The sequence below is a fragment of the Mesorhizobium sp. B2-1-3 genome (assembly GCF_006442495.1).
Taxonomy (GTDB): domain Bacteria; phylum Pseudomonadota; class Alphaproteobacteria; order Rhizobiales; family Rhizobiaceae; genus Mesorhizobium.
Window position 1 is genome coordinate 139,612 of sequence record NZ_VFWL01000005.1, and the last position, 12,577, is coordinate 152,188.

Sequence of the window (12,577 nt, forward strand, 5' to 3'; positions counted from 1 at the left end):
TCTCAGGGTTTGGTCAACGCTTCGACAAGGTGCTCGACAGGCCCGCCGCCGCGATGCTCGCGCGCATCGAAAGCGTTCTGCCTGGCTTCGTATTCGACATAGATGGTCTTGATTCGGCGCCGCGCCTCGAGGTGCGTGCCGGTGCAGAACCAGTTGTCCGGGCGCCGCAGTCCGGCAAGCGCGGTCTCGGTGGCCCGCATCATCCGCCTCGCGATACCGCCATGCGTCTGCTCGTGCTTGCGAACGCCGACCATGAAACGGTCCCAACGCTCGCGCAGGACTGCGCTTGCCGACGAGAGCCGCGGGAAAGTGTAGGTCAGGTTGAGCGTCCCGTAGGCCTGCCGCAGATGGCAGGCTCCATCCTCCCGGACAATATCGAGATCCCAATGCACGGCGTAACCGGTTTCGGCGATGGCGCGCGTCATATAGCCGTGCTTGGGTCCCAGCCGGTCCATCGCCTCGACAAGGGCGGCTCCGGTATTTCCAGCGACATCGTAGGTGCGGATGTGAACGGTGAGCTTTGTGCCCGCCGACGCGGCTGATGCGCAAAGCAGCATGAAGACCATGGCGAGCATCGTGGGGCTGGTCAGGCGCATGTCCGCCTCCTTTGTCGGAGCCGAGCAGACCACACTCGGCGGAAGGCTTCAACGGGCTTGATCGAGGCAGGCGGTCGACGGCGACAGACAAGTCCGCCGCTGCTCGCATGTTCTTCGTGACGGCTTGGCCCGGCACGGCTCACATGTTCTGATAGACCGGGCCTTCGCCACCTTGCGGCGGCACCCAGTCGATATTCTGGTTCGGATCCTTGATGTCGCAGGTCTTGCAGTGGACGCAGTTCTGCGCGTTGATGACGAAGCGCACGTCCTTGGCCGCCGGATCGGCAGCGGCATTGCCGTCCTTGTCGACCCATTCGTAGACGCCTGCAGGGCAGTAGCGCGTCGAAGGTCCGGCAAAGACGTCATGCTCGGAACGCTTCTGCAGCTCCATGTCCGCCACCAGCAGATGCACCGGCTCGTTTTCCTCGTGGTTGGTGTTGGACAGGAACACCGAGGACAAGCGGTCGAAGGTCAGCACGCCATCGGCCTTGGGATAGTTTATTTTCTTGTGCTTCGGGGCGGGCTCTAGCGTGGCGTAGTCGGCCTTGCCATGCTTCAGCGTGCCGAAGGGCGAGAAGCCGAACAAAGTGTTCAGCCACATGTCCAGGCCGCCGATGGCGACGCCGGCGATGGTGCCGAAGCGCGACCACAGCGGCTTGACGTTGCGCACCTTCTTCAGATCCTTGCCGATGTCTGTCGCCCGCCACGCGGCTTCGTAAGCGGAGAGCTCGTCATTGGCGCGGCCGGCGGCGATTGCCTCGGCGACATGCTCGGCCGCCAGCATTCCCGACAACACGGCATTGTGCGAGCCCTTGATGCGCGGGACGTTTACGAGCCCGGCGGCGCAGCCCATCAACGCGCCACCCGGGAAGCACAGTTTCGGCACCGACTGCCAACCGCCTTCGGTAATCGCGCGCGCGCCATAGCCCAACCGCCTGGCGCCCTCGAAAGTACCGCTGATCGCCGGGTGGGTCTTGAAGCGCTGGAACTCCTCGAACGGCGACAGCCAGGGGTTCTTGTAATTGAGGTGGACGACGAAGCCCACCGCCACCTGATTGTCGTCCAGATGATAGAGGAAAGAGCCGCCGCCGGTCTTGAGATCGAGCGGCCAGCCGAAGGAGTGCTGGACGAGACCCGGCCTGTGCTTCTCCGGCTTGACCTGCCACAGTTCCTTGAGGCCGATGCCGTATTTGCCCGGCTCGCGGCCCTCGGAAAGCCTGAACCTGGCGATCAACTGCTTGGCGAGCGAGCCGCGCGCGCCCTCTCCGATCAGCACATATTTGCCCATCAGCGCCATGCCCGGCGCGAAACCCGGGCCGTGTGTGCCATCCTTTTCGACGCCCATGTCGCCGGTGACAACACCGGTGACGGCGCCTTCCTCGTTATAGAGCAGGCCGGCCGCGGCGAACCCCGGATAGATTTCCACGCCGAGCGCCTCGGCCTTGGCGGCCAGCCAGCGGCAGACATTGCCAAGCGAGACGATGTAGTTGCCGTGATTGTTCATCAGAGGCGGCATCATCATGTTGGGCAGGCGGAAAGAGCCGGCGGGGCCAAGCACCAGGAAATGGTCCGCCGTGACCGGCGTTTTGAATGGATGGTCTTGTTCGTCGCGCCAGCCCGGCAGCAACCGGTCGATGCCGATTGGATCGACGACGGCTCCTGACAAGATGTGGGCGCCAACCTCACCGCCCTTTTCCAGCACGACCACGGAAAGCTCGGGATTGACTTGCTTCAGGCGGATGGCGGCGGCGAGGCCGGCCGGGCCCGCACCGACGATCACCACGTCGAATTCCATGCTTTCGCGTTCGATATCGCTCATCAACCCCTCCGCACTGGCTTGTCGCTATTGCGCGTATCTTGCTGGCTCATGCGCTGCATAGCGCATCAAGTCGCGACAGGAAACCGGCGCGTCTGTGACAACGCGGATTTGGCCAAAAAGTCGCGCATCGTGCCGAAGGACACCCGTTTTGCGCCGGCCTGCCCGCAACGCGTACGTTTTTAATTGTTCGACGGCTTGCTTATCGGCCATACTTCGCACCATGCGCATTCCTGGGCCAGCCGGCTTCTCATCAACGCGCTTCCCATCGACGCCCGGCAGGGCCTGCCGGGCGTTCCTTTCGGCCCTCCCCCTGCTGGCGCCGGTCCATGCCTTTGCAGACGAGGTGAAGGTCTGGGCCACCGGTGCCTACTCCTTCTCCGACGAGCTTGGCGGGTTCGAAATCACCGGCGCTTCCGGCACCGGCACCAAGGACGATCCGCTCGTCATCACCGAAGAGCTGAATTCAGCGACGCCGGTGACGTTGACCATCCGTGCAACCAAGCCGATCCAGGCGTTCGGCAAGGCGGGCGAGTTCGCCAACGGCATCATGTATTTGCGCTTGGACGTGCTCAACAACAGCGGCCAGGCCTGGATCGAATTCCAGTTCGAGCTTCAGGAGGTCCTGAATCAGCCGAGCGTCTTCGGCGACGGGCTTTCGTTCGACCAGCGCAACAAGACGCCTGACAATATCTGGTCGAGCAATTTTGCCGATTTCGACCGCGATTTTGAACCGTATGACCGTCTGCTGTTCAAGAACGGCAAGGTCGACCCGCTAAAGACCGCCAGGTTCGAATTCCTGATCACCGACTATACGCCGCGCTGGACCTTTTATCTGGTGCAGGACCCGCGCATACCGACGGGTTAGGTTGCGGTGAGCGTATGACGCTGCCACAGACAGGCCGTCATTGCCCGGTTGTGCCAATGTCCCCAATCACCAACTTGCAATATGCGACCAGTCGAACGATGGTGGCGCCATGACTGCCGCTTCCCCAAACAGCCGACCTGATATCGCCGAGCTGCTCGCCTTCTATGCCAGCGCGGGCGTCGACGAGGCGTTGGAGGACGCGCCGGTGAACCGCTTCGCGGAAGCCGCGCCCAAGCCGGCGGAGCGGATGCCGGCTGCCGCGCCGAGCGATAGCAGAGCACCGGAGCGGCCCGCCCAACCGCGTCTCGATGCGAGCGCCGTGCCTAACGCTCCGCCGGCGCGCCCGCCCATTTCGGCGGTACCCGACGAGGCGCAGGCGGCGCTGGCGCGTGAATTGGCCTCGGCTGCCTCGGCGCTGGACGAGCTTCGCCAGCACATGTCGACTTTTGACGGCTGCAACCTGAAGTTCACCGCCAAGAACCTGGTCTTTGCCGACGGCAACCCGGATGCATCGGTGATGCTGGTCGGCGAGGCGCCCGGCCGTGACGAGGATATAGAAGGCCTGCCCTTCGTCGGCCGCTCCGGCCGGCTGCTCGACCGCATGTTGGCCGCGATCGGGCTAGACCGGACATCCGTCTACATCGCCAATGTCATCCCCTGGCGGCCGCCGGGAAACCGCACGCCGACGCCGCACGAAACCGAGATCTGCCGGCCGTTCATCGAAAGGCAGATCGAACTGGTCAAGCCGAAGGTGCTGGTCAATCTCGGCGGGCCCTCGGCCAAAACCCTTCTGAATACGAGCGAAGGCATCTTGCGGCTGCGCGGCAACTGGCGCGCCCACACGACAGCGTCCGGCGTCGTTATTCCGGCGATGCCGACGCTGCACCCGGCCTATCTACTGAGGACGCCGGCGCACAAGAAGCTGGCTTGGCGGGATTTTCTCGAGGTGAAGGCGAAGCTAAGAGCGCTCACCTCTCCATGACCTCGCGGGTAATTGAAATGCGCCTGCCGTCGCCCTAACCATGCCCTCATGATATCTCCTCAAACCTCCGCCGGCAGCCTCATCCGTGAATGGCGCACGCGACGCCGGATGAGCCAGCTCGACCTCGCCACGGAAGCCGATATCTCGCAGCGGCATCTGAGCTTCGTCGAGAGCGGGCGGGCCGCGCCGTCGCGCGACATGGTGCTACACCTGGCCGAGCAGCTTTCGATCCCGCTTCGCCAGCGCAACCAGCTCTTGCTGGCGGCGGGCTTTGCGCCGAGCTTCAGCGAAAGGCCGCTGACCGACATTTCGCTGGCACCGGCCATGGCGGCGGTCGAGACGGTGCTTCGAGGGCACGAGCCGTTCCCGGCGCTCGCGGTGGACCGGCACTGGAACCTCGTTTCGGCAAACACTGCCATTGGGCCGTTCCTGGCCGACGTTTCCGAGCCCTCGCTGCTCAAGCCGCCAGTCAACGTGCTGCGGCTCAGCCTGCACCCTGGAGGTGTCGCGCCGCGCATCGTCAATCTCGCGGAGTGGCGGGCGCACCTGCTGGAACGCCTGAAGCACCAGAACGACGCGTCAGGCGATCCGGTGCTGATCGAACTGGAGCGTGAGTTGCGCGGTTATCCCTCCGGCCCGAAGAGTAGGCGGCCGGCGCGGGTCGAGCCGAGCGGCATCGTGCATCCGCTGCGGCTTGCCCATGGGGATCAGGTGCTGTCGTTCATCAGCACCATCACCGTGTTCGGCACGCCGCTGGACGTGACGCTGTCGGAGCTGGCGATCGAGTCCTTCTTTCCGGCCGACGAGCAGACGCGGACGGCGCTGGTAAGATTGGCGAAAGAGCGGGCCTAACGGTGCTGATCACCCCTGCGGCGGGGCGGCCTTGCGCGTGCGGGTGCGTTCCAGGCCGAGTTGACGTTCGCGCCAGATGATGAAGATGCCGGCGGCAACGACGATCAGACCGCCGGTCAGCGTGTTCAGCGTGGCGACATCGCCGAAGACGAGATAGCCGACCAAGACGCCGAGGATCATCGAGGTGTATTCGAACGGCGCCACCACCGATGCCTCGGCATGGCGGTAAGCCGAGGTCATCAGGATCTGGCCAAGGCCGCCGCAGAAGCCGGCGGCGACAAGAAGGACCGCCTGCCCCGGCGTCAGCGCCTGCCACCCAAACGGCAGCGACAGCAGCGCCATGACGCTCGCGGTGACCGAAAACCAAAGCACGATCGTGGCGGTGCGCTCGCTTTGCACGAGATTGCGCACGAGCAGCATGGCGACGGCCGAAATCGCCGCCGCTATCAATGCGGCGATGACGCCGAGCACCTCCTGGTCGTCGAGCGCCTCGCCGGAACTCAGGAGCGTCAGCTCCGGCCAGGAGATGATCAGCACACCGACGAGGCCGACGGCGACCGCGCTCCAGCGATAGACACGAATGGCTTCGCCGAGGAAAATCGAGCTGAACACCACCACCAACAGTGGCTGGGCGTAATTCAGCGTGATTGCTTCTGGCAGCGGCAACCGCGTCAGCGCGAAGAAGCCGAGCCCCATGGCGCAGACGCCGACGACGCCGCGCGCGATGTGGTTGAACGGACGGCTCGTACTGAAAGCCGTGCCGAGATTTCCCTTGAAAGCCAGAAAGGCAATGATCGGAAAGATAGCGAAGAAGGAGCGGAAGAAGACGATCTGTCCCGCCGGCACAGTGCCCGCCGCCTTGATGCAGGTCGACATGCCGACGAAGACCGCCACCGAGACGATCTTCAGCATAATGCCGGTGAGCGTGTTGTGCCCTACGGTATTGTCACTGTTGTCGCGGCCTGCTGTCACGCTCCCGCCGCTTCCCGCGTGGTTGCCCAGGTGCGCGCCGGCGTTGCCGGTCTCTCGATATGCCTGACGTCGTAGACGGCGGCCATGACTGCCTCGCGATGCTGGAAGGAAGGTCTGAATAGACCTTGTCGCAGTTTTGTCGAGCCGCCGGTTCGTGTAAAGAGCGCGGACTTCAAAATTTTGGACGGGCAGGACAGGCCCGGAAAGACAGGAACCAAGGAATGCGCACCGACACTGGCCAGGTCTTCAAACTCGAAGACTATCGCCCCAGCGACTATCTCATTCCGGAAACGAACCTTGAATTCCGTCTTTCGCCAGGCGCGACGATCGTCACGGCAATTTTGACCGTCGAGCGCCGGGATGGCGTCGCGGCCTCTACGCCGCTTGTGCTGGATGGCGACGGGCTGACGCTCAGGCGCGTCGAGATCGACGGCAGGAAAGCCAAGCCGACGGATTTTGCCGTGACGCCCGACCGACTGACCATCCTCAGGCCCCCGGCGGCGCGTCGCTTTCGGCTGTCGATCGAGACCGAGCTGGCGCCGTCGGGCAATGAAGCGCTGATGGGCCTCTACCGCTCAAGCAACGTCTATTGCACGCAATGCGAAGCAGAGGGCTTCCGCCGCATCACCTATTTCCTCGACCGCCCCGACATCCTTTCCGTCTACACCGTGCGGATCGAAGCCCGCCGCGACGAGGCGCCGCTGCTTCTGTCCAACGGAAACCGGGTCGACAAGGGCGATCTCGGCGATGGCTGGCACTATGCCATTTGGCACGATCCCTTCCCCAAGCCATCGTATCTGTTCGCGCTGGTCGCCGGCAATCTCGGCCGGGTCGCCGACAGTTTCGTCACCATGTCCGGCCGCACGGTCGAGCTCGGCATCTATGTCGAGCCCGGCAAGGAGAAGCTCGCCGGCTACGCCATGGATGCCTTGAAGCGATCGATGCAATGGGACGAGGAGGCATTCGGCCGCGAATACGACCTCGATGTCTTCAACATCGTCGCCGTGTCCGACTTCAACATGGGCGCGATGGAGAACAAGGGCCTCAACGTCTTCAACGACAAATATGTGCTGGCCGACCGGGAGACCGCGACGGACGCCGATTTCGCCAACATCGAGGCGATCATCGCGCATGAGTATTTCCACAATTGGACAGGCAACAGAATCACTTGCCGCGACTGGTTCCAGCTTTGCCTGAAGGAAGGGCTGACCGTTTATCGCGACCACGAATTCTCCGCCGACCAACGTTCGCGTGCGGTCAAGCGCATCGCCGAGGTGCGCACGCTGCGCGCGCATCAATTCCCCGAGGACCAGGGGCCGCTGGCGCATCCGGTCAGGCCGCGCCGCTATCGCGAGATCAACAATTTCTACACGGCGACCGTCTACGAAAAAGGCTCGGAGGTGGTGCGCATGATCCGTACCATCCTCGGGCCTGATAGCTTCCGCGCCGGCATGGACCTCTATTTCGAGCGGCACGACGGCACGGCGGCGACGATCGAGGATTTCCTGGCAGTGTTCGAGGAGGTGTCCGGCCGCGACTTGTCGCAATTCGCGCTCTGGTACCATCAGGCCGGCACCCCTAACCTGGCGGTGAGCTCGACCTATAACCGGGCGGAGCGGGAATTCACTCTGGAAATCGAGCAATCGGTGCCGCCGACCCCGTCGGAAAGCCGCAAACGACTGATGCACATACCGCTCGCCTTCGGTCTGATTGGCGCCGGTGGCGAGCCGGTCGCCTATGACACGGTCGACGGCGCCAGCGTCGAGGACGGCATCATCCACATCCGCAAGCGCCGGCATGTGGTGCGCTTCTCAGGCGTCGCCGAGCGTCCGGCGGTTTCGCTGAACCGTGGCTTCTCGGCGCCGATAACGCTTGCCGTCGAGCAGAAGACCGATGACCAATTCTTCCTTGCCGGCCACGACAGCGACAGCTTCTCGCGCTGGCAGACCTTCAACACGCTGCTTACGGATGCATTGATCTTGGCCTTCCGCCAGATTCTCGACGGCGCCGAGCCTGGCTTCACCGCGCGGCTGACCGAGCTTGCCGGCAGGATCGCGAGCGACGAGACGCTGGAGCCGGCCTACCGGGCGCTGGCGCTTTCGCTTCCGGGCGAGACCGACATAGCGCGCGACATCGGCAAAAACATCGAACCCAACGCCATCTTCGCTGCGCGCGAGGCGCTGGCGCTGGCAATCGCCAGGGCTAACCGCGACGCGTTCGCCGGCCTCTACGAGCGGCTTGCCGACGCCGGCCCGTTCAGCCCGGACGCAGCTTCCGCCGGACGGCGGGCGCTGCGCAACGTCATGCTCGATTATCTCTCGCTGCTGTCAGATGGCGCCGGGCTTGCGGCGGAGCACTTCCGGTCGGCCACCAATATGACTGACCGCGCGGCGGCACTGACCGTGCTCGCGCACCGCCACCATGGTTCGCCGGAGGCAAACAAGGCACTAGCGGCTTTCGAAGCGACATATGCGTCCGACCCGCTTGTGATGGACAAATGGTTCCAGATTCAGGCCAGCGTACCCGGTCCGCAGGCGGTGGAGACGGTTCGCGCCCTGACCACGCATCCGGCCTTCTCGATGGCCAATCCGAACCGGGTGCGCTCGTTAATCGGCACATTCTCCAGTGCCAACCAGACCGGATTCCACCGCGCCGACGGCGAAGGCTACCGATTCTTCACGCAGACCGTGCTCGAGGTCGAAAAACGCAATCCGCAGGTGGCGGCAAGGTTGGCAACGGCGCTCCGGTCGTGGCGTTCGCTCGAACCTGGCCGGCAGGCCAAGGCCAGGGAAGCGCTGCTTTCGATTGCCAATGCCGAAAACCTGTCGGCGGATTTAAGCGATATCGTCGAGCGTACGCTGGCGTGAGCCAGACCCGAGCGGCCACCATGGTGGTCGGCGGCAATGCCAAGGCAACGCCACCGGCCCGTCAGGCTGTGCTTCTGCTGCTCGAACGGATTCCCGCCTCCCTACGCGGGTATCAACATGGCGATGCGATGCACGCCGACCTCGGCGCTCGTATTCGTCGCCTCGTCGGTCTTGCCCTTGGCGCAAGTGTATATGTCGCCTTCCTTGAGCTTGAACTCCTTGTCGGCCTTCTTGATCGTGAATTCGCCCGCAGTGATGGTGCATACCATGTCGTTGTCCATCACCATCGCCGGCGCATGTGTGCCGGGCTGAAACACGACATCGACGATTGAGATGCTTTTGTAGGCAGGAATGTCTGAGTTTCCCGTGCCTACCTCCACCACTCTGATGCCGGGCGCAATCTCCTTGCCCTCCTTCGGGCCGTATGTCCTCGTTTTTACCGACGCCGCCAGGGCGAACAAAGGCGTTACCGCTGCCGCTGACACGCCGAGAGCAATTGCAGTTCTGCGATTCATGCTTTCCTCCCGATGTGCAATCCCGCACGGAATATGCGTGATTTCTAATATTATTCCCTTTCCACGGTAATCGCCATCGCATGCCTCTGCTCGGTTGGCGGAAAAGCCGCTATTTTAGTCGATTTTTAATCTTTTTTCGCCGGACCACTGGACAAGGCGAATCACCTTTGATTCTTTAATGGCGATTCGGAAGTGCGGCGTTTACCGGATCATCAAGCATAGGCAAATCGGGGAGTGCCATTTATGGCGAAGGCGGACGCGTGGGGCGCGCCCGGAGGGATAGCTTTTGCGCGTCGCGAGACGCCGCGAGGCGACGGCCTTGCCGGGAATACGCGGCTCATCGCCGAACCGGCCTACAAGCGGCTTCTGGCGGCGGAGCCATTGCTGCGCCGATCGATACCGGCTCTCATCGTCATCTTCCTGATCGCGATCGCGGCGCTGCGCGTCCTGTCGCTGATGAACGAACGCGACGATATCGAGCGCAACGCCAAGGCGATCCTGATGCTGGCGTCCGGTCAACTGGCGAGTTCGCTGGCCACCACGTCCGACACCGCGCCGGGCGCCATCCAGGACCTGTTGGAAACGACCAGCCGCCAGGGCGCGATAAGCCGCGGCCACGTTCTTGTCATCACCGACAGCGCCTTCAAGATCACCGCGGTGACGCCGCGCTCGATGTCCTGGCAAGGCCGTTCGCTGGATAGCCTCGCCCAGGGCGGCCAGCCTCTGTTCATGTTCGGCGACCGCGCCGGAGTGATGGAGGTCGATGTTGGCGGGCAGGACTGGTATGCAGCGGTCAGCCTGACGAACGGTCGCAAAGGCGCGGCAGCGGCGCTGGTGCCGCAGGACGCGGTTTTCGACGCCTGGCGCAAGACAGTCTCGCTGAATGTGACGCTGTTCGTACTGACGGCCGGCGTGCTGATCATCATCCTCTATGCCTATTTCGGCCAGGCGGCGCGCGCGCAGGCGGCCGACCGCATCTATCTCGAAGCGCATCAACGCATCGACATGGCGCTGGTACGCGGCCGCTGCGGCTTGTGGGACTGGGACATGGTGCGCGGCAAGATGTATTGGTCGCGCTCGATGTACGACATGCTGGGCTACGAGCCATGCGACACGATGCTGTCCTTCGGCGAGGTCGACGAGATCATCCATCCCGATGATGGCGACTTGTTCCAGCTCGCCAACAAGATCGTCGCGCGCGAGATCGATCATATCGATCAGGTGTTCCGGATGCGGCATGCCGACGGGCAGTGGGTATGGATGCGCGCAAGGGCGCAGGTCATGGATCCGGAAGCACCCGAAATCCAGTTGATCGGCATCGCCGTCGACGTCACCGAGCAGCGTCACCTGGCGCTTCGTTCCGAGGCAGCCGATTTGCGCCTGAGGACGGCGATCGAGAACATCAACGAGTCCTTCGTGCTGTGGGATGCCGCCGAGCGGCTGATCATGTGCAATTCCAAATACCAGAAGGACAATGGCCTTTCGGACCGTGACGTGATGCCAGGCGCCGTGCGCGCCACGCTGGAAGAGCGCATGCTCGCTTTCGCTTCCGATCGGCGGCTTGCCAACAGCAATGGACCGCAGGGCGGCGCGACGTTCGAACGGCAGCTGGCCGACGGCCGCTGGTTGCAGGTCAACGAACTCAGAACCCGCGACGGCGGCATTGTCTCGGTCGGATCCGACATCACCCAGATCAAGCTGCATCAAGAAAAGCTGGTCGACAGCGAGCGCCGGCTGATGGCGACCATACACGATCTCAGCCTCGCCCGCCGGGCCGAAGAGGAGCGCGCGCGCGAACTGGTCGAGCTCAACCGCAAATACATGAAGGAAACCGAGCGCGCCGAAGCGGCGAACCGGGCCAAGTCCGAATTCCTGGCCAACATGTCGCATGAACTGCGCACGCCCTTGAACGCCATCATCGGCTTCTCCGAGCTGATGGAACAGGGGCTGTTCGGCCCGCTGGGATCGGAGCGCTACGAGGAATACGCCACCGACATCAACAGCAGTGGCAAATATCTCCTGGGCGTCATCAACGACATTCTCGACATGTCGAAAATCGAGGCCGGCCAATTCTCGCTCGACCGCGAAGAGATCGATCTCGGCCCGCTGATCAGCGAGACGGTCAGGGTCGTCTCGCTGCAGGCCGCACAGAAGGCGATCACCGTGGAGACCCGCATCGCCGACGCGCTGACGCTGTTTGCCGACCGCCGAGCGATCAAGCAGATCGTCATCAACCTTTTGTCCAACGCAGTGAAATTCACCGGCCAGGGCGGCCACATATCGGTCAGGGCCCGCAATACCTCAGGGGCGCTGGTGCTGACGATCGAGGATAATGGCTGCGGCATCCCGAAGGAGGCGCTCGGCAAGCTCGGACGGCCCTTCGAACAGGTGCAGAACCAGTTCTCCAAGAGCCATGCCGGGTCCGGCCTCGGCCTCGCCATCTCGCGCTCTCTGGCCGAACTGCAAGGCGGTGCCCTGAAAATCCGCTCAACCGAAGGTGTCGGCACGATCGTGTCGGTGCGCATTCCGGTGAAGAAGGCGACGCCCGTGGTCAAGGTCGCGGCTTAAGCAACGGGCTCCGGCGATGTCGCCGAAGCCCGTGCCGGAAGGCGTTATTGCATGCTGCCGTCGTCGCCTTCGTCATCCCACTGACGGTGTAAGCCAAAGCGGCCGCCCTTTGGCAGTTCGCCCTTCTTGATCTTTCCGTCGTTGTTCTTGTCGAGCAGGGCAAAGAGCTTCTTGTCGCGACTGGCGATGTCGTCCGTCGTCAGCGTACCGTCGCCGTTGTTGTCGTAACGCGCGATGATGCGCCTGGCCATGTGCTCGAAGCGGGCCTTTTCCAGCGCTGCGGTGAGCTGCTCCACCGTGAGCTTGCCACCATTGTCGGCGACCAGCTTCTTCAACCGCGAATCCATGACGCTTGAGAACTGGTCGAAGCTGATGGTGCCGTCATTGTCCTTCATCGCCTTGTTGAGGCGCATCATCGTGCGCTCACGCATGTTTGCGCTGTCGATGTTCTCGGCATAGGCCGCAGTGCCGACGGCTCCTGCCAACGCGATGAAGGCGAACGCGAGCTTGGTTGTCTTTCTCATGGTCTTCTCCTGTTGCA

At 63.2% G+C, this 12,577-nt stretch carries 10 protein-coding genes; 5 read left to right on the forward strand and 5 right to left on the reverse strand.

Going from position 1 to position 12,577, the window contains the following annotated elements; all coding sequences use genetic code 11:
• Positions 1–2: 2 nt before the first annotated feature.
• Together FJ973_RS11420 and FJ973_RS11425 are read right to left on the reverse strand one after the other, a co-directional pair.
• Positions 3–596 carry a DUF922 domain-containing protein gene (locus FJ973_RS11420; RefSeq protein WP_140555827.1) on the reverse strand — a complete coding sequence of 198 codons (594 nt, stop codon included), beginning with the start codon at positions 594–596 and terminating at the stop codon, positions 3–5.
• A 139-nt stretch (positions 597–735) separates the two neighbouring features.
• Positions 736–2,415: an electron transfer flavoprotein-ubiquinone oxidoreductase gene (locus FJ973_RS11425; protein WP_140555829.1), complete on the reverse strand. Its 1,680-nt coding sequence runs from the start codon at positions 2,413–2,415 to the stop codon at positions 736–738.
• Positions 2,416–2,635: 220 nt separating this feature from the next.
• Between FJ973_RS11425 and FJ973_RS11430 the strand changes: the two genes are divergently transcribed.
• The 3 genes from FJ973_RS11430 (at position 2,636) to FJ973_RS11440 (ending at position 5,114) form a co-directional block, all read left to right on the forward strand.
• Positions 2,636–3,280, forward strand: coding sequence for a hypothetical protein (locus FJ973_RS11430; RefSeq protein ID WP_140517982.1), 645 nt, complete (start codon positions 2,636–2,638; stop codon positions 3,278–3,280).
• A gap of 109 nt (positions 3,281–3,389) precedes the next feature.
• Entirely contained in the window at positions 3,390–4,262 is an 873-nt protein-coding gene (locus tag FJ973_RS11435; protein ID WP_140555831.1) for a uracil-DNA glycosylase, read from the forward strand.
• A 48-nt stretch (positions 4,263–4,310) separates the two neighbouring features.
• Positions 4,311–5,114, forward strand: a complete 804-nt coding sequence (locus FJ973_RS11440) for a helix-turn-helix transcriptional regulator (RefSeq protein ID WP_140555832.1) — start codon at positions 4,311–4,313, stop codon at positions 5,112–5,114.
• Between the two features lie 9 nt (positions 5,115–5,123).
• Here the strand turns inward: FJ973_RS11440 and FJ973_RS11445 are convergent, their stop codons facing one another.
• Positions 5,124–6,026: a DMT family transporter gene (locus FJ973_RS11445; protein WP_224617863.1), complete on the reverse strand. Its 903-nt coding sequence runs from the start codon at positions 6,024–6,026 to the stop codon at positions 5,124–5,126.
• A gap of 281 nt (positions 6,027–6,307) precedes the next feature.
• Here FJ973_RS11445 and pepN point away from each other — a divergent pair, with 281 nt between their 5' ends.
• A complete protein-coding gene (gene pepN, locus FJ973_RS11450; RefSeq protein WP_140555834.1) occupies positions 6,308–8,953 on the forward strand; it encodes an aminopeptidase N in 2,646 nt (881 codons plus the stop codon).
• 101 nt (positions 8,954–9,054) lie between these two features.
• On the opposite strand, the gene FJ973_RS11455 is transcribed toward pepN, so the two are convergent.
• A complete protein-coding gene (locus FJ973_RS11455) occupies positions 9,055–9,468 on the reverse strand; it encodes a hypothetical protein (protein WP_140520712.1) in 414 nt (137 codons plus the stop codon).
• 243 nt (positions 9,469–9,711) lie between these two features.
• On the opposite strand from FJ973_RS11455, the gene FJ973_RS11460 reads away from it, so the two are divergent.
• Positions 9,712–12,036, forward strand: coding sequence for a PAS domain-containing sensor histidine kinase (locus tag FJ973_RS11460; protein ID WP_140555836.1), 2,325 nt, complete (start codon positions 9,712–9,714; stop codon positions 12,034–12,036).
• A 44-nt stretch (positions 12,037–12,080) separates the two neighbouring features.
• Here FJ973_RS11460 and FJ973_RS11465 read toward each other — a convergent pair whose 3' ends face one another.
• A complete protein-coding gene (locus tag FJ973_RS11465) occupies positions 12,081–12,560 on the reverse strand; it encodes a hypothetical protein (protein WP_140555838.1) in 480 nt (159 codons plus the stop codon).
• Between the last annotated feature and the right edge of the window lie 17 nt (positions 12,561–12,577).

What these genes read in the sequence shown, in the direction of transcription:
- FJ973_RS11460 (WP_140555836.1), top strand. Translation starts at nt 9,712, where the DNA reads ATGGCGAAGGCGGACGCGTGGGGCGCGCCCGGAGGGATAGCTTTTGCG.
- FJ973_RS11420 (WP_140555827.1), bottom strand. Translation starts at nt 596, where the DNA reads ATGCGCCTGACCAGCCCCACGATGCTCGCCATGGTCTTCATGCTGCTT.
- FJ973_RS11425 (WP_140555829.1), bottom strand. Translation starts at nt 2,415, where the DNA reads ATGAGCGATATCGAACGCGAAAGCATGGAATTCGACGTGGTGATCGTC.
- FJ973_RS11435 (WP_140555831.1), top strand. Translation starts at nt 3,390, where the DNA reads ATGACTGCCGCTTCCCCAAACAGCCGACCTGATATCGCCGAGCTGCTC.
- FJ973_RS11465 (WP_140555838.1), bottom strand. Translation starts at nt 12,560, where the DNA reads ATGAGAAAGACAACCAAGCTCGCGTTCGCCTTCATCGCGTTGGCAGGA.
- FJ973_RS11455 (WP_140520712.1), bottom strand. Translation starts at nt 9,468, where the DNA reads ATGAATCGCAGAACTGCAATTGCTCTCGGCGTGTCAGCGGCAGCGGTA.
- FJ973_RS11430 (WP_140517982.1), top strand. Translation starts at nt 2,636, where the DNA reads ATGCGCATTCCTGGGCCAGCCGGCTTCTCATCAACGCGCTTCCCATCG.
- FJ973_RS11445 (WP_224617863.1), bottom strand. Translation starts at nt 6,026, where the DNA reads ATGCTGAAGATCGTCTCGGTGGCGGTCTTCGTCGGCATGTCGACCTGC.
- FJ973_RS11440 (WP_140555832.1), top strand. Translation starts at nt 4,311, where the DNA reads ATGATATCTCCTCAAACCTCCGCCGGCAGCCTCATCCGTGAATGGCGC.
- pepN (WP_140555834.1), top strand. Translation starts at nt 6,308, where the DNA reads ATGCGCACCGACACTGGCCAGGTCTTCAAACTCGAAGACTATCGCCCC.